The 22,361-nt window shown below is 71.7% G+C and carries 20 protein-coding genes; 11 read left to right on the top strand and 9 right to left on the bottom strand.

All coding sequences use genetic code 11. The features are described from left to right. Nucleotides 1-63 precede the first annotated feature (63 nt). Nucleotides 64-1,389 carry a nicotinate phosphoribosyltransferase gene (locus KAF39_RS15420; RefSeq protein ID WP_210678349.1) on the top strand — a complete coding sequence of 442 codons (1,326 nt, stop codon included), beginning with the start codon at nucleotides 64-66 and terminating at the stop codon, nucleotides 1,387-1,389. Nucleotides 1,390-1,395: 6 nt separating this feature from the next. On the opposite strand, the gene KAF39_RS15415 is transcribed toward KAF39_RS15420, so the two are convergent. From KAF39_RS15415 to KAF39_RS16280, 3 genes are read right to left on the bottom strand one after another with little or no spacing between them, the layout of a single operon-like run. Then, a complete protein-coding gene (locus KAF39_RS15415) occupies nucleotides 1,396-1,662 on the bottom strand; it encodes a DUF3039 domain-containing protein (RefSeq protein WP_025105320.1) in 267 nt (88 codons plus the stop codon). A 40-nt stretch (nucleotides 1,663-1,702) separates the two neighbouring features. Then, nucleotides 1,703-3,268 carry a hypothetical protein gene (locus tag KAF39_RS15410; protein ID WP_210678347.1) on the bottom strand — a complete coding sequence of 522 codons (1,566 nt, stop codon included), beginning with the start codon at nucleotides 3,266-3,268 and terminating at the stop codon, nucleotides 1,703-1,705. Beyond that, nucleotides 3,244-4,752 carry an ATP-binding cassette domain-containing protein gene (locus KAF39_RS16280; protein WP_307805230.1) on the bottom strand — a complete coding sequence of 503 codons (1,509 nt, stop codon included), beginning with the start codon at nucleotides 4,750-4,752 and terminating at the stop codon, nucleotides 3,244-3,246. Before KAF39_RS16280 ends, KAF39_RS15410 begins: the two co-directional genes overlap by 25 nt. Between KAF39_RS16280 and KAF39_RS15400 the strand changes: the two genes are divergently transcribed. The 5 genes from KAF39_RS15400 (at nucleotide 4,697) to KAF39_RS15380 (ending at nucleotide 9,152) form a co-directional block, all read left to right on the top strand. Next, the gene (locus KAF39_RS15400) at nucleotides 4,697-5,335 is read left to right on the top strand and encodes a hypothetical protein (RefSeq protein ID WP_210678345.1); all 639 of its coding nucleotides are present in this window, start codon (nucleotides 4,697-4,699) and stop codon (nucleotides 5,333-5,335) included. The two genes, KAF39_RS16280 and KAF39_RS15400, sit on opposite strands and share 56 nt — an antisense overlap. Nucleotides 5,336-5,481: 146 nt before the next feature. Next, nucleotides 5,482-6,174 (top strand): NTP transferase domain-containing protein, encoded by a 693-nt coding sequence (locus KAF39_RS15395; RefSeq protein WP_210678343.1) that lies wholly within the window; start codon nucleotides 5,482-5,484, stop codon nucleotides 6,172-6,174. An 81-nt stretch (nucleotides 6,175-6,255) separates the two neighbouring features. Beyond that, entirely contained in the window at nucleotides 6,256-7,245 is a 990-nt protein-coding gene (locus KAF39_RS15390) for a hypothetical protein (RefSeq protein WP_246878780.1), read from the top strand. A gap of 87 nt (nucleotides 7,246-7,332) precedes the next feature. Beyond that, nucleotides 7,333-8,922, top strand: a complete 1,590-nt coding sequence (locus KAF39_RS15385) for an acyl-CoA carboxylase subunit beta (RefSeq protein ID WP_374093976.1) — start codon at nucleotides 7,333-7,335, stop codon at nucleotides 8,920-8,922. Further along, nucleotides 8,919-9,152 (top strand): acyl-CoA carboxylase subunit epsilon, encoded by a 234-nt coding sequence (locus KAF39_RS15380; protein WP_210678339.1) that lies wholly within the window; start codon nucleotides 8,919-8,921, stop codon nucleotides 9,150-9,152. The genes KAF39_RS15385 and KAF39_RS15380 overlap by 4 nt, the downstream gene beginning before the upstream one ends. A 198-nt stretch (nucleotides 9,153-9,350) precedes the next feature. Here KAF39_RS15380 and KAF39_RS15375 read toward each other — a convergent pair whose 3' ends face one another. The 4 genes from KAF39_RS15375 to KAF39_RS15360 are packed head-to-tail and all read right to left on the bottom strand — an operon-like array spanning nucleotide 9,351 to nucleotide 13,540. Then, complete coding sequence (locus tag KAF39_RS15375) at nucleotides 9,351-10,373, bottom strand: hypothetical protein (RefSeq protein WP_210678337.1); 1,023 nt, start codon at nucleotides 10,371-10,373, stop codon at nucleotides 9,351-9,353. Beyond that, nucleotides 10,370-11,605, bottom strand: a complete 1,236-nt coding sequence (locus KAF39_RS15370) for an ATP-binding protein (RefSeq protein ID WP_210678335.1) — start codon at nucleotides 11,603-11,605, stop codon at nucleotides 10,370-10,372. Before KAF39_RS15370 ends, KAF39_RS15375 begins: the two co-directional genes overlap by 4 nt. Beyond that, nucleotides 11,595-12,254 (bottom strand): response regulator transcription factor, encoded by a 660-nt coding sequence (locus KAF39_RS15365; RefSeq protein ID WP_210678333.1) that lies wholly within the window; start codon nucleotides 12,252-12,254, stop codon nucleotides 11,595-11,597. The genes KAF39_RS15370 and KAF39_RS15365 overlap by 11 nt, the downstream gene beginning before the upstream one ends. 41 nt (nucleotides 12,255-12,295) lie before the next feature. Next, entirely contained in the window at nucleotides 12,296-13,540 is a 1,245-nt protein-coding gene (locus KAF39_RS15360; RefSeq protein WP_210678332.1) for a class I SAM-dependent RNA methyltransferase, read from the bottom strand. Nucleotides 13,541-13,563: 23 nt separating this feature from the next. On the opposite strand from KAF39_RS15360, the gene KAF39_RS15355 reads away from it, so the two are divergent. Together KAF39_RS15355 and KAF39_RS15350 are read left to right on the top strand one after the other, a co-directional pair. Continuing rightward, complete coding sequence (locus tag KAF39_RS15355; RefSeq protein ID WP_210678331.1) at nucleotides 13,564-14,199, top strand: nucleoside triphosphate pyrophosphatase; 636 nt, start codon at nucleotides 13,564-13,566, stop codon at nucleotides 14,197-14,199. 78 nt (nucleotides 14,200-14,277) lie between these two features. After that, the gene (locus tag KAF39_RS15350) at nucleotides 14,278-16,044 is read left to right on the top strand and encodes a biotin carboxylase N-terminal domain-containing protein (protein ID WP_210678330.1); all 1,767 of its coding nucleotides are present in this window, start codon (nucleotides 14,278-14,280) and stop codon (nucleotides 16,042-16,044) included. Nucleotides 16,045-16,125: 81 nt separating this feature from the next. Here the strand turns inward: KAF39_RS15350 and KAF39_RS15345 are convergent, their stop codons facing one another. Then, nucleotides 16,126-17,574, bottom strand: coding sequence for an NAD(P)H-quinone dehydrogenase (locus KAF39_RS15345; protein ID WP_060923621.1), 1,449 nt, complete (start codon nucleotides 17,572-17,574; stop codon nucleotides 16,126-16,128). 48 nt (nucleotides 17,575-17,622) lie between these two features. On the opposite strand from KAF39_RS15345, the gene KAF39_RS15340 reads away from it, so the two are divergent. Genes KAF39_RS15340 through KAF39_RS15330 form a run of 3 tightly spaced genes read left to right on the top strand, consistent with a single transcriptional unit; the run spans nucleotide 17,623 to nucleotide 20,389 of the window. Continuing rightward, on the top strand, nucleotides 17,623-18,456 hold the full coding sequence (locus KAF39_RS15340) for a purine-nucleoside phosphorylase (protein WP_210678329.1): 834 nt from the start codon (nucleotides 17,623-17,625) through the stop codon (nucleotides 18,454-18,456). Continuing rightward, nucleotides 18,453-20,123, top strand: a complete 1,671-nt coding sequence (locus tag KAF39_RS15335) for a phospho-sugar mutase (RefSeq protein WP_210678328.1) — start codon at nucleotides 18,453-18,455, stop codon at nucleotides 20,121-20,123. Before KAF39_RS15340 ends, KAF39_RS15335 begins: the two co-directional genes overlap by 4 nt. Nucleotides 20,124-20,125: 2 nt before the next feature. Next, nucleotides 20,126-20,389: an HPr family phosphocarrier protein gene (locus KAF39_RS15330; protein ID WP_210678327.1), complete on the top strand. Its 264-nt coding sequence runs from the start codon at nucleotides 20,126-20,128 to the stop codon at nucleotides 20,387-20,389. Between the two features lie 3 nt (nucleotides 20,390-20,392). Here KAF39_RS15330 and KAF39_RS15325 read toward each other — a convergent pair whose 3' ends face one another. Continuing rightward, nucleotides 20,393-22,315 carry a PRD domain-containing protein gene (locus KAF39_RS15325; protein ID WP_210678326.1) on the bottom strand — a complete coding sequence of 641 codons (1,923 nt, stop codon included), beginning with the start codon at nucleotides 22,313-22,315 and terminating at the stop codon, nucleotides 20,393-20,395. Nucleotides 22,316-22,361 lie beyond the last annotated feature (46 nt).

Here is a 22,361-nt window from a genome sequence, read left to right as displayed (position 1 = left end):
GACTCCCCAGCCTACCCGCGTGCGCGCCGCCTCGTGCATCGCCGTGCTCACTAAGCTGAGCGCATGACCACGTCGACGGCGCTGCTCACCGACCGTTACGAGCTCACGATGCTCGCCGCCGCACTCAGAGACGGCACCGCGTCCCGTCCGAGCGTCTTCGAGCTCTTCTCCCGGCGACTGTCCGGCGGACGCCGCTTCGGCGTCGTCGCCGGCACCGGCCGACTGCTCGAACTGCTCCGGGACTTCCGCTTCGGGGAGGACGAGCTGCGCTTCCTCCGCGACGAGCACGTCGTCGATTCCGAGACCCTCAGCTACCTCGAGCGCTACCGGTTCACCGGCACGATCCGCGGGTACCGGGAGGGCGAGCTCTACTTCCCCGGGTCGCCCATCCTCACCGTCGAGGGGTCCTTCGCAGATGCCGTCGTGCTGGAGACGCTGGCGCTGAGCGTGCTGAACCACGACTCCGCGGTCGCCACCGCCGCCGCGCGCATGAGCATCGCGGCCGGAGAGCGTCCCCTCGCCGAAATGGGTTCCCGCCGCGCGGCGGAGCGCTCCGCCGTCGCCGCCGCGCGGGCGGCCTACATCGCCGGCTTCGGCGCCACCAGCAACCTCGAGGCCGGGCGCGCCTGGGGCATCCCGACCATGGGCACCGCCGCGCACTCCTGGACCCTGCTGCACGACAGCGAGGAGGCCGCCTTCCGCGCCCAGGTGGAGAGCATGGGAGTGGAGACGACGCTGCTGGTCGACACCTACGACATCCGCGCCGGGGTCGAGACCGCGATCCGGGTGGCCGGAACGGGGCTCGGCGGCGTGCGCATCGACTCCGGCGACCTCCCGATCGTCGCCGCGGAGGTCCGCGCGCAGCTCGATGAGCTCGGCGCCACGGGGACCCGCATCACCGTGACCAGCGACCTGGACGAGTATGCGATCGCCGCGCTCGCCGCCTCGCCGGTGGACGCCTACGGCGTCGGGACTTCCGTCGTGACCGGATCCGGATACCCCACGGCGAGCATGGTCTACAAGCTCGTCGCCCGGCAGGACGCCGACGGCGGCTGGGTGGGAGTCGCCAAGGCCTCCGCCGACAAGGCCTCGTTCGGCGGGCGCAAAGCGGCGTTCCGCACACTCAGCGACGGCGTGGCCGCCGCAGAGACGGTGGTCGTCTCCGACGGCTTCGAGGCGCTCGACACCCCGGCCGAGCACCCGGACGGACGGCCGCTGCAGGTCGTCCTCGTCGAGGACGGGGAGATCGACACCGCGTTCGAGGGGCCTGCGGGGACCGCCGCCGCCCGCGCACATCATCTGCGGGTGCGTGAGGAGCTTCCGGTGCGCGCACTGGCGCTCAGCAAGTCCGACCCGGCGATCCCGACGATCTATGCCGAGGCCGACTGACGGCCCTCAGCGGACCATCGACTCGTAGATCTCCTTGCACGTGGGGCAGATCGGGAACTTCTCCGGGTCACGGCCCGGCGTCCACTTCTTGCCGCAGAGCGCGCGGACGGGCTTGCCGGTGATCGCCGACTCGAGGATCTTGTCCTTCTTGACGTAGTGGGAGAAGCGCTCGTGGTCGCCCGGTTCGATGTTCTCCTCGCGGAGGAGCTCTTCCAGTTCGCGATCAAGCGTTGCCACGCCGCCCTGATCGGGGCTGTCCAGCGGAGTACTCATCCCGTGATTCTAGCGGCGTCAACGCCCCGGCGGGGCGGTCTCATGCCGTCTCGACGAACTCCATCAGGCGTTCCCCGCTGCGCTCGAAGATGCGTCCGCCGAGCACCGCGCCCCCGATGAACACGACGACGCCGGTGAGGACGCCCACCCAGAACGCGGCGGGCGCGAAGCCGGGATCGGCGACGATGGTCGCCGCGAACAGCCACATCGTCGGCACGCTCAGGACGATCGCGCCGAGGAACGCCGCGGCCGGTCCGTAGACCCCGCGGGACGTGGGCCGCTGGGGTTGCTGGAACGGGCTGTCGCCGGGCCGGGAGACGGCGTAGGGCGCGACGACCGACACCACGCTGGAGATCCCGAGGGCGGAGAACAGCAGACTCGCGCCGAGGCCGACGAGCGGGAGGAGGAGGCTCCAGCGTCCCGCGAGCAGGAGCGAGAGCGGCACCGCGACGGCGAGGACCGGCACGGCGACCAGCAGCACCGGCACCAGGCGCCCGAGACGGTCCGGAAGGCCGCGGACGCCGCTGGCGACGTGGGTCCACAGCGCGGTGGAGTCGTAGGCGACGTCGTTGTGGGGCAGCCAGCCGAAGAAGAGCGCCATGACGGGCACCGGCACGAGGGCGGCGATCTCGACCGGCACCCCCGCGACGATCAGCGGGAAGACGGTCAGCAGGCCGGCCACCGGCACCACGATGATGTTCATGATGTACCGGCGGTCACGCAGCCAGTACACGAGGCTGCGTGAGGCGATCGCCCCGAAGGCGTTGGAGGGCAGCAGGCCGAACCAGCCCAGCCCACTGCGCTCCCGCGCGGCCACCGGGCGCTCCGTGGTGGTGAGCAGCCGTCGCACGAACCAGGCCCAGGCGACCCACAGCAGCGCCAGCGTGGCGACCGCCACGAGGCCGCTGATCCATGCGGCGGCCGTCTCCCCTTCGGCCGCGGCGAACATCGCGGCGGGCGACGCGGCCAGCGGCGTGAAGCCGATCACCGCGGTGAGGGTGGCCAGCGACGTCGGCACCTCGCCGTCCCAGCGGAGCGACCCGAGGAACACGGCGACCGGGAACGCGATGACGATCAGGGCGAGCGCGAAGAGCGCGGTGAGCTCGCGCGACCGACGCTCGGGGAGCAGGAGCGCATTGAGCGCCATCCCGACCCGCGACAGGAGCACGGTCGTCAGCAGCCCGACCAGGGCGAGGACGACGGCGAGAGGCCAGGGCGCACCCGCACGGATCGCCACCGTCGCCACGCTGGTGTAGACGGCGAGGAGCGCAAGGCTCGGCACGCTCACGAGGGAGGCGATGGTGAGGACCCACGGCATCTGCCGCTCGTCGACCCCGAACACCGCGAAACGACGCGGATCGAGCTGGTCGACGGCGCCCACCAGCAGCGGGCCCACCAGGAATCCGAGCAGGACGGCCGCGCCGCCGAGCACGGTCACCGCGCTCGAGACCGGGACCGGCGCATCGGCGAGGCTGAACACCGCGACGCAGACGACCACGGTGACGGCGACGACGGCGCCGAACGACAGCAGGGTCCGCAGGCGGTGTTCCCCGCGCAGTGCACCCAGGAGGAGGGCGAACCTCAGTCGGAGAACGTGTGCAGCCACTCGAGCCCCTCCACCTCTCCGCTCGAGCCGGCGAGCTCCACGAAGCGCGATTCGAGGGTCTGCCCCGCACGCACTTCGTCGATGGTGCCCTCGGCGAGCACCTCGCCGTTCACGATGATGGCCACCCGCGAGCAGACGCGCTCGACCAGGTCCATGCCGTGGCTCGACAGGATCACCGTGCCGCCGTGCGAGACGTAGGCCCGGAGGATGTCGAGGATCACGGCGGAGGACACCGGATCGACGGACTCGAACGGCTCGTCGAGGACGAGCACGCGCGGCGAGTGGATCATCGCGCCGGCGAGCATGATCTTCTTCGTCATGCCGGCGGAGTAGTCGGAGACCACCCGGTTGAGGGCGTCACCGAGGTCGAACGCCCGCGCGAGGTCGGCGGTGCGCTTCTCGATTACGTCGACCGCGAGCCCGCGCAGCAGCCCGTAGTAATAGAGCAGCTGGCGCCCGGTGAGCCGGTCGAACGTGCGCAGACGGTCGGGAAGCACACCCATCACGCGCTTCGCGGCGAGCGGCTCGCGCGCCTGATCGATCCCGCAGATGAGGACGCTGCCCTCGTCGGCACGCAGCAGGCCGGCCACGATCGAGAGGGTGGTCGTCTTGCCCGCACCGTTGGGGCCGACGATGCCGTAGAACGAGGCGGCGGGAACCGTGAGGTCGATGCCGTCGACCGCCCGGTTCTCGCCGAACTGCTTCACCAGACCGCGGATCCGGATCGCCTCCGTGGCCGCCCCCTCCTCCGACTCCTGGTCGACGCGGGCGGGCGGCTCCTCGGCGGTCACAGGCTCGACGACCTCGACGACCTCCACGTCCGCCACGCGGCTGTCCTCCGGGGAGGGATCCTCCGTCACCGGAACGGTCGTGTCGGAGATCTCGACCTCGTTCTCCCGGGCGCCACTCTCCGCGGTCGTGGTCACCACGTCCTCGGACGCGGGGGCTTCAGGCGCGGCGGTTTCCTCCTGCGGTTCCGCCACCGGGGTCGCGACGACCGGAGCCTCGGTCGGCGCCTCGACCGCCGTGTTCGTCGCCGGGGCCTCGATCGACGCCGGCTCGGAGACCTCGAGGTCAGCGGCTTCCGCCGCCTTCGCCGCCGCAGCCTTGGTCGCTGCTGCCTTCGCCGCGGCCGCCTTCGCCGCCGCGGTCTTGGCTGCCGCTGCCCGCGCCGTGGTCTTCGACGCCTGCGCCTTGGCGGCCGCGCTCTTCGCCGCCGCCGTCTTCGCCGCGGACGTGGCGGCCGGCTTCTTCGTCGCGGGTGCGCGCGTGGTGCCGGCGGAGCGCGCCGCGGTGTTCTTCGCCGCCGCCGCCCGGGCCGCCGACGCCGTGCGGGCGCCGGCCGGTGCGCTGGCGGGATCGACGCTCGCCCGGGGGGTGGGCTCGACGACGACATCCGCGGACGCCGCGGCCTTCTCCGCCGCCGCCTTGGTCGGCGTCGCCTTCGCCTTCGCCGCGGCGCTCTTCGCCGTCGTCGTCTTCACCGTGGTCGTCTTCGCGGGCGTCGACTTGGCAGGCGTAGACCTCGCTGCCGCCGTCTTCGCGGTGGTCGTCTTCGCGGCCGCCGACTTCGGTGCCGCGGACTTGGCAGCCGTGGACTTGGCAGCCGTGGACTTGGCAGCGGTCGTCTTCGCAGGGGTCGTCTTCGCAGCCGTCGACTTCGCAGCCGTGGACGTGGCGGCCGTCGACTTCGGTGCCGCTGACTTGGCAGCGGCCGTCTTGGCAGCGGCCTTCGGCTTCGTGCCGGCGCCGGTCTTCGTCGCGGGAGCCTTCGCAGCGGTGGTCGCGGACGTCGTGTCGGCGCTCTTCACCGTCGCGCTCTTCGTCGACGAGCTCGTCTTCTTCGCGGCGCTGGCGCCGGAGGCAGGTCTCTTGGCGGCCGGTTTCCGAGCCGGAGCGGAGGCGTCCGTCGGAGTCTCGGCTCCCTCTGCCTGGGCGGTACGGTCATCAGGGGAGGAAGTCACCGTCCTACGGTACCAACGGCTGGCCGGGAGCCAAGGCCCCACGCGACAATCGGCGCTCCGATCCCCGCCTTTTCGGAAAGCGCAAGGGGGTTGTCGTGCCTGAGCGTTGCGTGTGTACTCGATCACGAAATGGCAACGGGGCCCGCCTGGCCCGGGGGTTCCCAGGCGGAATCGCTAGCATGAACCCCGGCACGACGAAGTGTCTGGTCGGTGAACCGACCGTGAACACATCTTCCATTAGGAGCATTCGTGACTCTTCAGACCGTCATCCTCGCAGCGGGCATGGGCTCTCGCCTCGGCCGCGCGCTGCCCAAGCCGCTCACCGAGCTCAGCGACGGCCGCACGATCATGGGCCAGCAGCACGACAACATCCGCGCCGCTTTCGGCTCCGATGCACGCATCACCACGGTGGTCGGCTACCGCGCCGAGACCATCATCGAGGCGTTCCCCTCCGTGAACTACGTCCACAACGACCGCTACGACGAGACGAACACGTCGAAGAGCCTGCTGCGCGCCCTCGGCGCCACGGGCAAGAGCGGCGTGCTGTGGATGAACGGCGACGTCGTGTTCGACCCGATGATCCTCGGCCGCGCGGCGGCGTACATCGAGCGCGACCAGTCGTTCGTCACCGTCAACACCGCCAAGGTCAGCGACGAAGAGGTCAAGTACACCGTCACCGCGGAGGGCTTCATCAAGGAGCTGTCGAAGTCCGTCAAGGGCGGCCTCGGCGAGGCGGTCGGCATCAACTACATCTCCTCGGGCTTCAAGAAGGCGTTCATGCGCCAGCTGCAGCGCGTCGAGGACCAGGACTACTTCGAGCGCGGACTCGAGCTGGCGATCGCCGAGGACGGCCTGCTGCTCGAGCCGATGGACGTCTCCGACCTGTACGCGGTCGAGGTCGACTTCGCGGAGGACCTGGAGCGCGCGAACCTCTTCGTGTGACCTTCCGCTCCGAGAGAGCCCCCGTCCTTCGCGGACGGGGGCTCTCGGTGTTTTCGCGGACGGGCTTCATAGGATCAGCACATGGCCCCCAAGGTGCACAAGATCCACTCCCTGCCGGATGACGCCCCGTGGGACAAGGGCGTGCCGCCGGTCGGCTCCCCCGAGCATCCGATGATGGTCCGAGGTCTCGATCGGGTGCTGTCGATCCAGCGTCCGCTCGTCCTCGCGCACATCCGCAGCATCCGTCTCCGCAACCCCCACGCGACCCCCGATGAGATCATCCGCATCCTGGAGCGCCGCTACCTCGCCGCCGTCACGACGGGTGGGGCCGCCGTGGGGGCGACCGCGGTCGTCCCGGGGATCGGCACCGGCATCACGCTCGCCCTCTCCGGGGTCGAGACCGTGGGGTTCGTGGAGTCCACGGCCCTCTTCGCCCAGTCGGTCGCCGAGGTGCACGGCATCGCCGTCGCCAACCCCGACCGCGCCCGAGCGCTGGTGATGACGCTCATGCTCGGGAAGGAGGGCGTCGACCTCGTCGGACAGCTGGCCCGCCAGGCCACCGGCCGCGGCGGCAGCCGCTCGGCCTATTGGGGCGAGATGGTCACGAAGTCGCTGCCGCGCGCCGCCGTGGGCCCCCTGGTCGACCAGCTCAAGGGCATGTTCGTGAAGCAGTTCGCCGCGCGGGGCGGCGCTTCGTTCATCGGCAAGGCCATGCCGTTCGGCATCGGGGCCGCGATCGGCGGCGCGGGCAACCACCTCCTCGGCCGTCGCGTGCTCACCACCTCGCACCGGGCGTTCGGCGCCGCCCCCCTCACCCTTCCCGCTGAGCTGGAGCCGGTGCCCGGCGCCGAGAAGGTGGAGCTGCGGATGCTGCGCGGCGCCCGCTACGCCGGCAACGCCGTGGCGGGCGCCGCCGGAACCGTCGCCCGCGGCGCCGGCTGGGTGGGACACCGGGTCGGCGATCTCGCCCTGCGTCGGCGTGACCACTCCCCGGAGGAGATCGAGACGGGTGACGCGGACGGCGCGCACACGTTGCCGCCCCGCCCGGGTGCCGACGCCTCCGCCGAGTGACGGATCGCCCGCGTCGCCAAAGGATCCGCCGACCCGTTGTGCCGATCATCCAACGGACGGCGCGGAGCCGACGCTAGGGTGGAATCCGTGACGGACAAGCCCGACCCCTTTACCACCGCCGGAAAGATCGCGGACCTGCGCGCTCGCTACACCGAGGCCGTCGTCGACGCCGAGGCGAAGGCCAAGGAGAAGCAGCACGCGAAGGGCAAGATGACCGCCCGCGAGCGCATCGAGCTCCTCGTCGACCCCGGCAGCTTCGTCGAGTTCGACGAGTACGTGCGGCACCGCACCACCGCCTTCGGGATGGACCGGTCGCGTCCGTACGGCGACTCCGTCGTCACCGGCGTCGGCACCATCCACGGGCGCACCGTGGCGGTGTACTCGCAGGACTTCTCCACGTTCGGCGGCTCGCTCGGCGAGGTCGCCGGCGAGAAGATCATCAAGATCATGGAGTTCGCGCTGGCCGGCGGCATGCCCTGCATCGGCATCCTCGACTCCGGCGGGGCGCGCATCCAGGAGGGCGTCGTCGCCCTGGGCAAGTACGGGGAGATCTTCCGCCTGAACACCCGGGCCTCGGGCGTGATCCCGCAGATCTCGATCATCATGGGCCCGGCAGCCGGTGGCGCCGTCTACTCCCCCGCCCTCACCGACTTCGTCATCATGGTCGACAAGACGAGCCAGATGTTCGTCACCGGCCCCGACGTCATCAAGACCGTCACCGGCGAGGACGTCGGCATGGAGGAGCTCGGCGGCGCGTACACGCACAACACCCGGTCGGGCGTGGCCCACTACCTCGCCGAGGACGAGGATGACGCGATCGACTACGCCCGCACGCTCCTCGGCTTCCTGCCGGACAACAACATGGCGGAGCTGCCCTCCTACGTGAGCGCCTTCGAGTTCGAGACCACGGACGCGGACCGCAGCCTCAACACCGTCGTCCCGGACTCGCCGAACCAGCCCTACGACATCCACACCGTGATCGAGCACGTCGTGGACGACGGCGACTTCCTCGAGGTGCAGCCGCTGTTCGCCCCGAACATCGTCATCGGCTTCGGACGGGTCGAAGGACGCTCGGTCGGCATCATCGCCAACCAGCCGTCGCAGATGGCCGGCACCCTCAACATCGAGGCCGGCGAGAAGGCGAGCCGGTTCGTGCGCTTCTGCGACGCGTTCTCCATCCCCATCGTCACCCTCGTCGACGTCCCCGGCTACCTGCCCGGCACCGACCAGGAGTGGACCGGTGTCATCCGCCGCGGCGCCAAGCTCCTCTACGCGTACGCGGAGGCCACGGTGCCGCTCGTGACCGTGATCCTGCGCAAAGCCTACGGCGGCGCGTACATCGTCATGGGCTCGAAGCAGCTCGGCGCCGACGTGAACCTCGCGTGGCCGACGGCGGAGATCGCCGTCATGGGCGGGCAGGGCGCGGTCAACATCCTGTACCGCGGAGAGATCCGCAAGGCGGAGGAAGCCGGGGAGGACGTGGCGGCCGTGCGCACACGCCTCGCGAACGAGTACACGTACAACGTGGCGTCGCCGTTCCTGGCGGCCGAGCGCGGCGAGCTGGACGGCATCATCGAGCCCGCGAACACGAGGGTGGCGATCGCGAAGGCGCTGCGGGCGCTCCGGGGCAAGCGTGCCGAGCTGCCCCCGAAGAAGCACGGGAACATCCCGCTGTGACCGCTCAGGACCCCGCGGCGGCGCCCACGCCCCTGCTGTTCGAGATCACGCGCGGCGCCGCCACGGAAGAGGAGCTCGCCGCGCTCATCGCCGTGCTCGGGGACGCGTATGCGAGCGAGGAGGCCGCGGCCACGGTCGAGGAGCCGCAGGTCTCCGCCTGGGCGCGCACGCAACGTCCGCTGCGCCGCCCGCTCCGGCGCGACATCCCGTGGGGCCGCTTCGCGGGCTGATCCGGACTCCCCGGAATTTGTCCCCCAAAATACCTACAGACATCCTGCGCAGGACCGCGCAGACTGAAGGGGACGCTTCGCGTTCGGCTGGTCTCTCTGTCCCAGGGTAGACAGACGCTGATCGGCCACCAGCGGACGGTTTTCGGGTAACTGTCCGCACGGCGAGGGGCAGGCGGATTCGCCGCCCCTCGCCCACTCTCACTTCCGCGGGTCGGAGGGCTTCCCCTTCCGGTTCCTCGCGATCTCGTGCCACAGGTCGACGGAGTCGTCGTCCGACGCCCGCAGGCCCGCGCGGCCGACCACGGTCACCGCGACGAGCGGGTCCCGCGCGGAGCGGATGATGATGCGGCCGGTCCCGGCACTGCGGAGGACCCCGGCGAGCTCGTCGCGGATCTCCATGCGCCGGCCCTCGTCCACGCCGTCCAGCCCGCCTTCGTCGAACACGGTCACGGAGGCGCCGCGGCGACGGGCGGCATCGATCGCATTGCGCACGTCGTCGTTCAGGAGGTCCGCGCCCCGCAGCTCGTCACGGAGGCGTCCCTCCGCGAGCCGCGCCTCCAGCCGCTCCTCCTCGTCGAGCTCGCCGCGCGCCGCCACCACCCGGCTGAGGACGGGACCGGCGACGGCGAGCGCGAACTGCGTGCGCAGGCGGCGTTCACGCTGACGGACGCGCTGCGTGGCGTGCCACGCCGATACGGCCTGCTGGATCTCGGACAGCCGCTCCGTGTCGCTCACGGCGCGATCCCAGAACATCACCAGCAGCTGGGCGACGGCGACCCACATGATCGAGCCGACCACGCCGAGGTTCATCGCGACCCCCATGCCCAGGGCGAGCGAGGCGGCGACGATGAGCACGGCGAGGATGGTCCAGCCCACCGCTGGGCGCCGCCGGACCACGCAGACGACCCCGAGGAGTCCGAGGGCACCGATGTACCAGGTGGCGAACGGCGCGGTGCGGTCGTCGGGCTCCAGAGAAAGGGTCACGAGCACCGGGACCGCGGCGCTCACCACGAGGGCGAGGAGCGCCGACCACAGCGGCATACGGACCGTGGCAGGACTCCCGAGGATCGCCAGGTTGACGACCACGAGGTAGGCGGCGATGGCGAGGACCATGAGCAGCGGCGCCGTCGGCTGCTCGATCCACCAGATCCCTCGGGCGACGAAGTAGAGGGCGAAGCCCACGGCGAGCGAGGTCGCGACACTGCGGACGGTCCGGTTCATGAGCGCTCCCACCCGAGGGTCACGACGGTGCCGTCCGCGTCGGACGCGATGTCCGCCGTCCCCGCGACCCCGGCCATGCGCGCGAGGATCGACGCCCGGATGCCGAGACGATCCGGGCCGATCGCGTCGACGGCGAAGCCGGGCCCGGTGTCGGAGACGGTGACCGCGATGCCCTCGTCGCCGTGCCCGACGACGAGGATGTGCAGGCCGCGTCCCTGCGCGTGCGCGACCGCATTGCCGATCGCCTGGCGGGCCGCCAGGACGAGCGCCCGCGCGGCACGTCCGGGGATGAGGCCGCTGCCGCCGCGCTCCTCCACGATCGCGTCGGCGCCGAGCTCGGAGAGCGCCCGCCGCAGCTCCACCACGATCTGCGCCGCCCCCACCGGCTCGTCGCTGCCCTCCTCCGCCACCGCCGCCTCGGTGTTCGCCAGGCGGGTGAGGGCTTCCCTGGCCATCGCGACCGCGAGCTCGCGGGCCCGGTCCCCCTCCGCCCGCTCCGCGGCGATGAGCGCCGCCAGCACGCTGTCGTGCATGAGCGCCGACATGGCCACCCGTTCTTCCTCGGCGGCCGCGGCGGCGGCGGCGGTCGCATACGACGCGACCGCCGTGCCCCGTGCCTCGTCCACGCCCGCGGCGACCGACCGGAACATCCAGCCGAGCGACACGATCACGACACCGAGGATGAGGGTGAAGGAGACGTCGAACGCCGTGGTCACCCAGAACTCCCGGGAGAACTCCCCCTGCACCAGACGCACGTACCCGTAGACGAACGGCACTCCCACCGCCCACGCGAACTGCAGGCGGACGGGGAAGGCCAGCATCGCCGCCACGACCCCGACGTTGACGAGGAAGAAGATCCACGGCTGGTCCCCGGCGACCTTGTCCGTCGGGTCCACGACGGCCGGCCAGGCCGCGAGCGCGAGGACGTAGACGACGGCGAAGACACCGGACGCCACGCGCACGCCGCGTCCGATGAGACACGCGATGAGCATGGCGGCCAGGGGCACGAAGACGATGACGAGCATCGCGATGTGCGGCGCGTCCGGGCGCGACAGCGTATGCAGAGCGGCGATCAGCGCCTGGACGCCGAGGACGGCGGAGCCCAGCGCGACCACGATCGCGAGGATGCGCTCCATCCGCTTGCCGGTGAACCGCTCGAAGCCGTTCTCCGCGCTGCCGGGAGACGGGATCTTGCTCCAGGCGTCGCGGACGCTCAGCGGCTCAGCGGGCACTCGGCGCCCCGTCGGCCGTCACGATGCCGTCCTCCATCGCGCGTCGCAGCAGGTCCACCTTCGTGGGCGCGGGCCGCCCGACCTCGACGTACTTCACGCGGATGCGGGTGATGTTCTCCTTGGCGGTGGAGTACGCGACGCCGAGCCGCTCCGCCACCGCCTTCAGGGGCAGTCCTGTGGCGTACAGCCGCAGCACCTCGCGCTCCCTCGTGGACAGCTGCGCGTCGGCGAAGGCACGGTCGCCGTCGACGGCGCTCGCCCACTCCACGTTGTTCAGCGCCTCGCCCTGGGCGACCGTGCGGATCGCGTCCAGGACGTCGTCGAGGGCGGACGACTTGCTGACGACTCCGGCGGCACCGGCCGCGAGCGCTTCGCGGACCGCGGCGGGGCGGTCGGCGACGCTGTGGATCACGACGCTGGCGCCGTCGGCGACCAGCGACGTCACGTTCTCCGTCACCGTCGTCCCGTCGCCCAATGTGAGGTCGAGGACCACGACGTCCGCCGGCGGGGCCCCCGTCGCGGAGCGCCAGGAGAGGTACGAGCCGACCGTGCTTCCCGAGAACACCACGGCATGGCCGTCCCTGGCGCACGCGGCCTCGAGGCCGAGGCGGACGGACTCGTGGTCGTCGATGAGGGCGACGGTGCTCATGCCCTCAGCCTACTGAGTCGCGTGGGGGCCCGGGAATGCGCTCACCGAGTGAGCAGCGCGACGACCTCGAAGTGGTGCGAGTGCGGGAACAGGTCGAACCCGCGGAGCGTGTCCACCCGCCAGCCGAGGCCCCGGAACGTGCCGAGATCACGGGCGAGGGCGACCGGATCGCACGCCACGTACGCGATCGCCGACGGCGCCATCGCATGCACCCCCTCGACCACCGCACGACCGGCGCCGGAGCGGGGCGGGTCGAGCACGACGGCCCCCGTCGCGCCCGCGCCGCGGGGCTGCTGCAGGAAGCGGTCGACCCGGGCGGTGACGGCGCTCACCTCGAGCGGGGCGAGATTGGCGGCCGCGTGCTCCGTGGCCCGCCGGCTCGACTCCACCGTGACGATGTCCGTGCCGCCGAGATCCGCGAGCGTGCGGGCGAACAGGCCGACGCCCCCGTACAGGTCATAGTGCGTCGCGTCCGGCTCCACGTGCCCGTCGAGCAGGCCGTAGACGGCGCCGTCGAGGACGGACGCGGCCCGCGGGTGCACCTGCCAGAATCCTCCGGCGTCGACGGCGAACCCGCGGTCGCCGACCCGCTCCTGCACGACCTCCGGCGTGGGCCGCGCCCGGCGGTCTCGCGCCGATCGCCGCGCCGCCTCCGGGTGACGCAGGATCCGCACCCGGCCGTCCGCAGGCTCGACGAGGTCGATGCGGCCCGGCCGCTCCGCTCCCAGTGCGAGCGCGGCCTCCGCGATCGCCGGTCGCGCGAGCGGATACGACGACACCGGCACGATGCGATGGCTGCGGGCCGCGAACGGACCGACGCGGCCGTCGTCGTCCACGTGGAGAGTCATCCGCGTGCGCCATCCCGTGCCGTCCCCGGACTCCACGGCCTCGATCTCCGGCGCCTCGAGACCCGGTCCGGCGAAGCGGTCGAGAGCCTCGGTCAGCACCTGCCGCTTGAGGACCCGCTGCTGCCCGAGCTCGATGTGACCAAGATCCGCACCGCCCGGTCGGTCCGCCGGGTCGTGCGTGACGTCCGCCTCCGCCCAGATGTGCGGCCGGCGGTGCGGCGACGCCTCCAGGACCTCGACGGTCTCCGCCCGCCAGAAGCTCCGCGTGTCCGCGTCGCCGGCCCCCGCGGCGGACTCCAGGAGACGGGCTCGCACCCGCTCGCCCGGGATCGCATCGGACACGAAGACCACGCGGCCCTCGTGTCGGGCGACGAACGTGCCTCCGTGGGCGATGCCGGTGATGTCGAGATCGAGCACGTCGGCTGCGGAGGAAGTCATCCTTCGAGGATACGGTGGTCTCCATGCGCGTCTGCCTCGCCTCGACTTCCCCCGCCCGGCTCATGCTGCTGCGCCAGGCGGGCATCGAACCCCTCACCCTCTCCCCCGATGTGGACGAGGACGCCCTCGCGACCGCCGCCGAGGAGCGCATGGGCCCCCTGGCCCCTGCCGACCTCGTGCTGCTGCTCGCCCGGGCCAAGGCGGCCGCGGTCGCGGAGCGACTGGCCGCCGAGGGCGACTTCGACGGCATCGTGATCGGCGGGGATTCGATGTTCGCGCTCGGGGACCGCGTCTACGGCAAGCCCTATACCGCCGAAGAGGCCACGCGACGGTGGCGGGAGATGCGCGGCGCGACCGGGGTGCTGCACTCCGGGCACTCGGTGTTCCGTGTCGCGCCGGGGGCCGCCCCCGTCGAGGCGACCGCGGTCGCCGACGCCGCGGTGACGTTCGCCGATGACGTGTGCGAGGAGGAGATCGCGGCCTACGTGGCCTCGGGGGAGCCGCTCCATGTCGCTGGCGCCTTCACCGTGGACAGCCTCGGCGGCGCCTTCATCACCCGCGTCGAGGGGGATCCCTCGACGGTCGTCGGGATGTCACTGTCCACCGTGCGCCGCCTCGCGGCCGACCTGGGGGTCCGGTGGACGGATCTGTGGTCGTAGACTCCCCTCCACGTTTTTCCCTCTTTCTTGTCGAGAGTCGTCAAAAGTATCGGGATGCTACTCGCTAGGCTGGCAACCATGCCTGAAATCGCGAAGGTGCTCGTCGCCAACCGCGGCGAGATCGCCGTCCGCATCGTCCGTGCCGCTCGTGACTCCGGGATCGCCTCGGTCGCCGTCTACGCCGATCAGGATCGTGACGCTCTGCACGTGCGCCTGGCCGACGAGGCCTACGCGCTCGGCGGCGCGACCAGCGGGGAGACCTACCTCCAGATCGAGAAGATCCTCTCCGTCGCCCGCCGCGCCGGCGCCGACGCCGTGCACCCCGGCTACGGGTTCCTCGCCGAGAACGCCGAATTTGCTCGCGCCGTGATCGACGCGGGCATGACCTGGATCGGCCCCTCCCCGGAGGCCATCGAGGCGCTCGGCGACAAGGTCACCGCCCGCCACGTCGCCGAGAAGGTCGGCGCCCCGCTCGCCCCTGGCACCCCCGGTCCGGTCTCCGGAGCCGACGAGGTCGTGGCCTTCGCGAAGGAGTACGGTCTCCCGATCGCGATCAAGGCCGCGTACGGCGGCGGCGGACGCGGCCTCAAGGTCGCCCGCGAACTGGACGAGGTCGAAGAGCTGTTCGAGTCCGCGACGCGCGAGGCCGTGGCCGCGTTCGGTCGCGGCGAGTGCTTCGTGGAGAAGTACCTCGACAAGCCCCGCCACGTCGAGACCCAGTGCCTCGCCGATGCCGAGGGCAACGTCGTCATCATCTCCACCCGCGACTGCTCCCTGCAGCGCCGCCACCAGAAGCTCGTGGAGGAGGCTCCCGCCCCCTTCCTGACGCCCGAGCAGAACGAGAAGCTCTACTCGGCCTCGAAGGCCATCCTCAAGGAGGTCGGCTACGTGGGCGCCGGCACCTGCGAGTTCCTGATCGGCGCCGACGGCACCGTGTCCTTCCTCGAGGTGAACACCCGTCTGCAGGTCGAGCACCCCGTGTCCGAAGAGGTCACCGGCATCGACCTGGTCCGCGAGCAGTTCCGCATCGCCGCGGGCGGCACGATCGACTACGACGATCCGCAGCCGCAGGGCCACTCCATCGAGTTCCGCATCAACGGCGAGGACCCCGGCCGCGGGTTCCTCCCCCAGCCGGGCCCCATCCACGTCTTCAAGACGTTCGGCGGCCCGGGCATCCGCCTCGACTCCGGCGTCACCGCCGGGGACGCGGTCTCGGGCGCGTTCGACTCGCTGCTGGCGAAGATCATCGTCACCGGCAAGGACCGCGCCGAGGCGCTGGAGCGTTCGCGCCGGGCCCTCGACGAGTTCGAGGTCGCGGGCCTTCCCACCGTCATCCCGTTCCACCGCAAGGTCGTCCGCGACCCCGCCTTCACGGCCGAGGACGGGACGTTCGGCGTCTACACGCGCTGGATCGAGACGGAGTTCGACAACGACATCCCCGCATGGGACGGCGAGCTCGAGGCTCCGGCTCCCGCGAACGCCCGGCACACGGTCGTGGTCGAGGTGGGCGGCAAGCGCCTGGAGGTCAGCCTTCCTGATCGCGTCGCGACAGTGCCGGGGACCACGGGTCGCCCGGCGGCCGTCCCGCCGTCGCGCCGCAGCCACGCCACCGTCGCCAACGCCGGTGCGTCGGGCGACGCGGTGAAGTCGCCCATGCAGGCCACGGTCGTCAAGGTCGCCGTCGAGGAGGGGCAGCAGGTCGTCAAGGGCGACCTCGTCGTCGTCCTCGAGGCCATGAAGATGGAGCAGCCGCTGCAGGCGCACAAGGACGGCGTCGTCGGCAACATCAACGCCGATGCGGGGGCCACGGTCGCCGCCGGTCACCAGCTCCTCACGATCTCCTGAGCCGAGAACCCGCTCAATCGCCGAGACCCCGGGTTGCAGACGTATGCAGCCCGGGGTCTCGGCGTGAGACCGGGTCTCGGATCAGGAGATGTTGACGAGGTGCATCGCGCGGCTGGCGTCGGTGATGCTGCTCGAGAGCGAGGGGTACGCGGCGAACACGCGGGAGACCTGGTCGACGGTGAGGCGCCGCTCCACCGCGATCGCGATCGGATAGATCAGCTCCGAGGCCTTCGGCGCCACGATCACACCGCCGATGACGGTGCCGGAGCCCTTGCGGGCGATGAGCTTGACGAAGCCGTCCTTGATGCCCATCATTTTCGCGCGCGGGTTCGCGGCGAGGGGAAGCTTGTAGACCATGCCGTCCGCCAAGCCGTCCTCCACGTCCTTCACGCCGTAGCCGACGGTGGCGATCTCCGGAGCCGTGAAGATGTTGGACGTGATCTTGATGAGCTCGAGCGGGATGACGATGTCGCCCAGCGCGTGGAACACCGCCGTCCGTCCCTGCATCGAGGCCACCGAGGCCAGCGGGAAGAAGTTCGTGCAGTCCCCCACCGCGTACACGTTCGGCACCGAGGTGCGCGCGACGCGGTTCACCCGGACATGACCGGAGTCGTCGAGCTCGACGCCCGCCTCCTCCAGCCCGATGCCGGCCGTGTTGGGGATCGAGCCGACGGCCATGAGGCAGTGGCTGCCCTCGACCGTGCGGCCGTCCGACAGGGTCACGGTGACGCCGTCGCCGACGACCTCGACCTTCTCGGCCCGCGACTTCGACAGCACCTGCATGCCGCCCCGCTTGAACACCTTCTCCAGCACGCGTGCGGCATCCTGGTCCTCGCCGGGGAGCACCTGCTCGCGGCTGGAGACCAGGGTGACCTTCGCGCCGAGGTTCATGTAGGCCGAGGCGAACTCGGCCCCCGTCACACCGGAGCCGACGACGATGAGGTGCTCCGGCAGCGCCTTCATGTCGTAGAGCTGGGTCCAGGTGAGGATGCGCTTGCCGTCGGGCTTCGCGGAGTCGAGTTCCCGCGGCGAGGCGCCGACCGCCACGACGATCGTGTCGGCCTCGACCCGGTCGAAGTCGGTGCCGCGCTCGCCGGTGGAGACGACGATGGCGTTCGGCCCCTCCAGTCGGCCGTGCCCGGACAGGATCCGGACGCCGGCGTCGAGCAGGGTCGTGCGCATGTCCTCGGACTGCTGTCCGGCGAGCGCGACGAGGCGCTTGTTCACCGCGGCGAGGTTGATGGCGATCTCCGGCTTGAGAGGCTTCCCGTTCTCCCCCTTGGCGTAGAAGTTCACACCGAGGTCGCTCGCCTCGGAGATCGCGACGGCGGCGTCCGCGGTCGCGATGAGGCTCTTCGACGGCACCACGTCGGTGAGCACGGCCGATCCGCCGACACCGACGCGCTCGACGAGGGTGACCTCCGCTCCGAGCTGGGCGGCCGCCAGGGCCGCCTCGTAACCGCCGGGTCCGCCGCCGAGGACGGCGACGCGCTGAGTGCGCTCGAAAGTGGTGGAAGACATGCTCTCCATTCTTCCGCAATCCTGGCACCGGAGCCTGCCACTTCCTAGAGTGGATCCATGCCTGAAACCCACAGCAACCCCCTCGACGACCCCGCCGCGAACCCGTTCGAGGTCGCCGCCGAAGCCGCCGCCGACATCGCGCGGCTGACAGGCGTCGAGAAGCACGACATCGCCCTCACGCTCGGCAGCGGCTGGGGCAAGGCGGCCGACCTCATCGGCGAGACCGTCGCCACGATCCCGGCGACCGAGGTGACGGGCTTCTCGAAGCCCGCGCTGGAGGGCCACGTCGGGACGCTGCGCAGCATCCGCACCCCGGGCGGGAAGAACGTCCTCGTCATCGGCGCCCGCACGCACTACTACGAGAACCACGGCGTCCGCCGGGTCGTCCACAGCGTCCGCACGGCGGCCGCGACCGGCGCCTCGATCATGGTCCTCACCAACGGCGCCGGCGGCATCCGCGAGACCTGGAAGCCCGGCCAGCCCGTGCTCATCAGCGACCACATCAACCTCACCGCCGACTCCCCGCTGGAGGGCGCGACGTTCATCGACCTCACCGACCTCTACGCGAAGCGCCTGCGCGACATCGCCCGCACGGTCGACCCCTCCCTCGACGAGGGCGTGTACACGCAGTTCCGCGGCCCGCACTACGAGACCCCGGCCGAGGTCCAGATGGCGAAGCACATCGGCGGGCACATCGTCGGCATGTCGACGGCGCTGGAGGCCATCGCGGCGCGCGAGGCCGGCATGGAGATCCTCGGGTTCTCGCTCATCACGAACCTCGCCGCGGGCATCCAGCAGACGCCGCTCAGCCACGCCGAGGTCATCGAGGCCGGACGCGAGGCGGAGCCGGTGATCTCCGCCCTCCTCGCGCGGGTGGTCGAGGCGCTGTGAGCGAGGAGCGTCTCGCCCAGGCCCGCGCCTGGCTGCGCCAGGACCCCGATCCGCAGACCCGCGACGAGCTCGCGGGCATCGTCACGCGTGCCGCCGCGGGCGACGACGCCGCCGCAGCCGACCTCGACGACCGCTTCGGCAGTCGCCTGGCCTTCGGGACCGCAGGCCTGCGCGGCGCCCTCGGCGCCGGGAGCAACCGGATGAACCGCCTGCTCGTGTCGCAGGCCGCGGCCGGCTTCGCGGCGTATCTGCGGGAGCGCGCCGGCGGGGCGACGCCCACCGTCGTCATCGGCTACGACGGGCGGCGCAACTCCCGGGTGTTCGCCCAGGACTCGGCGGAGCTCTTCGCCGGTGCGGGGCTGCGCGCGATCCTGCTCCCCCGCCTCTTGCCGACGCCGGTGCTGGCCTTCGCCGTGCGGCACCTCGGCGCCGACGCGGGCGTCATGGTGACCGCGAGCCACAACCCGCCGGACGACAACGGCTACAAGGTGTACCTCGGCGGTGCCGACGCGGGCTCGCAGATCGTCGCTCCCGCGGACGCCGAGATCGCGGCGCACATCCAGCGCATCGCCGACACCGCGGACGCACGCGCACTGCCGCGGTCGACGGCCTACGAGACCGCGGGCGAGGACCTCGTCGAGGCGTACGTCGCCGCCACCGCGGCCGTCGCCCCGGCTCCCGCCGCGGCCCGTCGCCTCCGCTGGGTCTACACGGCGATGCACGGGGTCGGCTGGGAGACGTTCGCCCGCATCCTCGACACCGCCGGATACCCGCGCCCCCTGGTCGTCGACGAGCAGCTGCACCCGGACGCGACCTTCCGCACGGTGTCCTTCCCGAATCCGGAGGAGCCGGGGGCCATGGACCTCGCCTTCGCGAAGGCGCGGAGGACGAAGGCGGACTTCATCCTCGCCAACGATCCCGATGCCGATCGTCTCGCCGTGGCGATCCCGGACGATTCCGCCCCGGACGGGTGGCGACGGCTGACGGGCAACGAGGTGGGTCTGCTGCTCGGCGCGCGCGCCGCACGCGCCGCCGCCGGCACGCCCGGTGCCTCCCTGGCCTGCTCGCTGGTGTCCTCCCCCGGCCTCGGCGCGATCGCCGCGCACCACGGCCTGGACTTCCACGAGACGCTCACGGGCTTCAAGTGGATCTCGCGTGCCCCCGGCATCGTGTTCGGATTCGAGGAGGCGCTCGGCTATCTGGTGAACCCGGAGACCGTGCGCGACAAGGACGGCATCTCGGCGGCCGTCGCGGTGCTCGGACTCGCCGCGGAGGCACAGGAGCGCGGCCTGACCCTCGCCGACCTCGTCCGCGAGGTCGGCGACACGTACGGCCACTTCGCGAGCGCGCAGGTGTCGGTGCGCGTCGCCGATCTCTCCCTCATCGGCACGGTCATGCTCTCGCTGCGTTCGCTTCCGCCGACGCAGATCGGCGGACGCTCGATCGGCTCCGCGGAGGACCTGCTCCGGAGCGCGCCGGGCCAGCCGTCCGGGGATGTCCTGCGGTACCGCCTCTCGGACGGCTCGCGGGTGATCGTCCGACCGAGCGGCACCGAGCCGAAGCTCAAGGTCTACATCGATGCCACGGGCGAGTCGGCGGAGGCCGCCGCGGCCGCCGTCGCCGAACTCGAGGCGGGCGTGCGGACGCTCCTGGACGAGCGCTCCTGACCATGCCGGTCCGCCACGTCGTCGTCAGCGCCCACAACGGGGTGCACGCACGACCGGTCGCGGAGCTCGTGCGCCTTGCGCAGGCGCACGAGCTCCCGGTCACGCTGCGCACGTCCGACGGCACCACGGTCGATCTGCGCAGCGTCCTCGCCGTGATGGACCTCGCCCTCGCTCCGGGCGACGAGGTGCTGCTGGAGACCGCCCCCTCCGCCACGTCGGAGAGCGTCCTCGCGCAGCTCGCGCGGGTGCTGGCGCCGGACGCCTGAGCCTCAGCCGTCGATGACGGCGACGAGCTCGTCGAGGAAGCCCTCGAACGTCGTGCCGCGGCGGACGATCCGCTGCACGCTCTCCCGCTCGCTGAACACCTCGACGAGCTGCTCGAACACGGTCTGGAACGCGGCCCGGTCGCTCTCGCTGAAGGCGGCGAGCGCGACGACCTGCACGCGGCCGTCTCCCCACGCCGCCGATCCGTCGGCCACACCGAGTGCGATGGCCGTGCGCGTCGCGGTCATCTGGAGCGCGTGCGGGACGGCGAGCGCGTCGGTGAAGGCCGTCGATGACATCCGCTCGCGCACGATCGTGTTGTCCACGTAGTCGTCGCCGATGAGCCCGGCGCGGACGAGCGGAGCGCCGAGGCGTCGGATGATGGCCTCCTCGCCGTCGTCGGGGAGCGGGTGCACATAGGCGTCCGGGTGGAAGTAGCGGGCGAGCTCCTCGCGGAGTCTGGTGAGCCGCCGACCGCGCCGCAGCCGGGCCGCGGCCTGCTGGATGCGGTCGACATCGGCATCGGTGAGGAACGGCTGGATGCGGACGAACCGGTCGCCGCCGGTTCCCGGTTCGATCGTGCTCAGCACGAGGTCGGTGTCGAAGGACGCCCAGTCCGGGTCGACGTTGGTGACGACGCTGGTGACCTCGATGGCCGACCCCAGCGAGCGGTCGACGCTGGAGCGGAGCAGTTCGTGCAGCTCGTAGTAGCCGGGGCAGACGATCGTCGCGGTGAGGATGGACTCCGCCTTGCGGCTCCGCTCCAGCCGTCCCCCGACGTGCATGGCGATGTAGGCGATCTCGTCGTCGTGGATCGGGGTCCCGAGCCGGTCGTGGAGGCCGCTCGCGATCGAGACCGCGACCTCGAAGATCATCGGATACGTCGTCTTCAACGACCGGGTCAGCGGGTTGCGGGTGAGGGCGCTCTCCTCGGCCCGCCGGAGGAGGTTCTGCACGTGCAGGGCGAGACGCAGCACGAAGGTCTCGTCGACGAGGTCGACCCGGTAGTCGTCGGCCGCCCGCGCGATCTCGGCCCGTACCGCGGCCTCCACGTCCGGACTGACACCGCTGCGCGCGAGTTCCCTTGTCGCCTCGCCGCCCGGAGCGACGATGCGCGTCAGGACGAGGGAGGCCAGGTGTCCGCTGTCCCCCTCCCCGAGCACCACATCGAAGTGCGCGGCCGCGAGCCGCGCGATGACGGCACCCACCCGCGGGATCTCGGGTCGGGCGCCGGACGGCGGAGCCTCGAGGGCCCGGCCGGCCGCCACGCGCTCGGCCGCGATGGCGATGTGGAGCAGGACGTCGGCGATCGCGAGCTCGTTGACGTAGTAGCCGAGTTCGCCGAGCTCGCCGACCAGGGCGGATTTGAAGGGACCGACGGCCCTCGCGTCGACGGCCGTGCCGGAGAGGGCTCTCCGGAAGATCTCGGGGTGGAAGGACGCGTCGTCCATCTCGTCATGGGCGAGGCGGCTGAGCAGACGCCGCTGCGCCGCCTCGTCGCCGCGGAGCCGCACCCGTTCGCGCGCCCGCTCCAACGTCAGGTCGGTGCCGTCGAGGAGGCCGCGCACCCGCACGAGATCGGCCTCGAGGGTCGCCTCGCTCACGTGCAGCGCGTCCGCGGTGTCGAAGACGTCGATGCCCTCCGGCGCGTCGAGGAGCAGCCGGACGAGCGCGTGGAGGCGTTCCCGCGGTGCGGAGTCGCCACCCTGCCGGACCCGGAGGGCGCCACGGGCGCCGGGGCCGGCGCGATAGCCCGCGGGACCGGACTCGACGACGGCGGCGCCGGGTGTGCGGGCGTTCAGCGCCGCGACGTACGAGCGGATGCTCCGCGGGGTCACGCCCAGGAGATCGGCGAGGGTGCCGGCGGTCGCCCAGCCCTCCTCGCGCAGCAGCGCGGAGAGGAGCTGGTCCTGACGCTGGCGCGACATGATCCCTCCGAGTTCCCGTGCTGACGGCACTGTCCGATTGCTCTCC

Origin of the sequence: Microbacterium sp. BLY, from assembly GCF_017939615.1 — a bacterium.
GTDB lineage: Bacteria > Actinomycetota > Actinomycetes > Actinomycetales > Microbacteriaceae > Microbacterium.
Note: the sequence above shows the minus strand (reverse complement) of the source record. Positions and strands in the feature narration are given on the sequence as shown.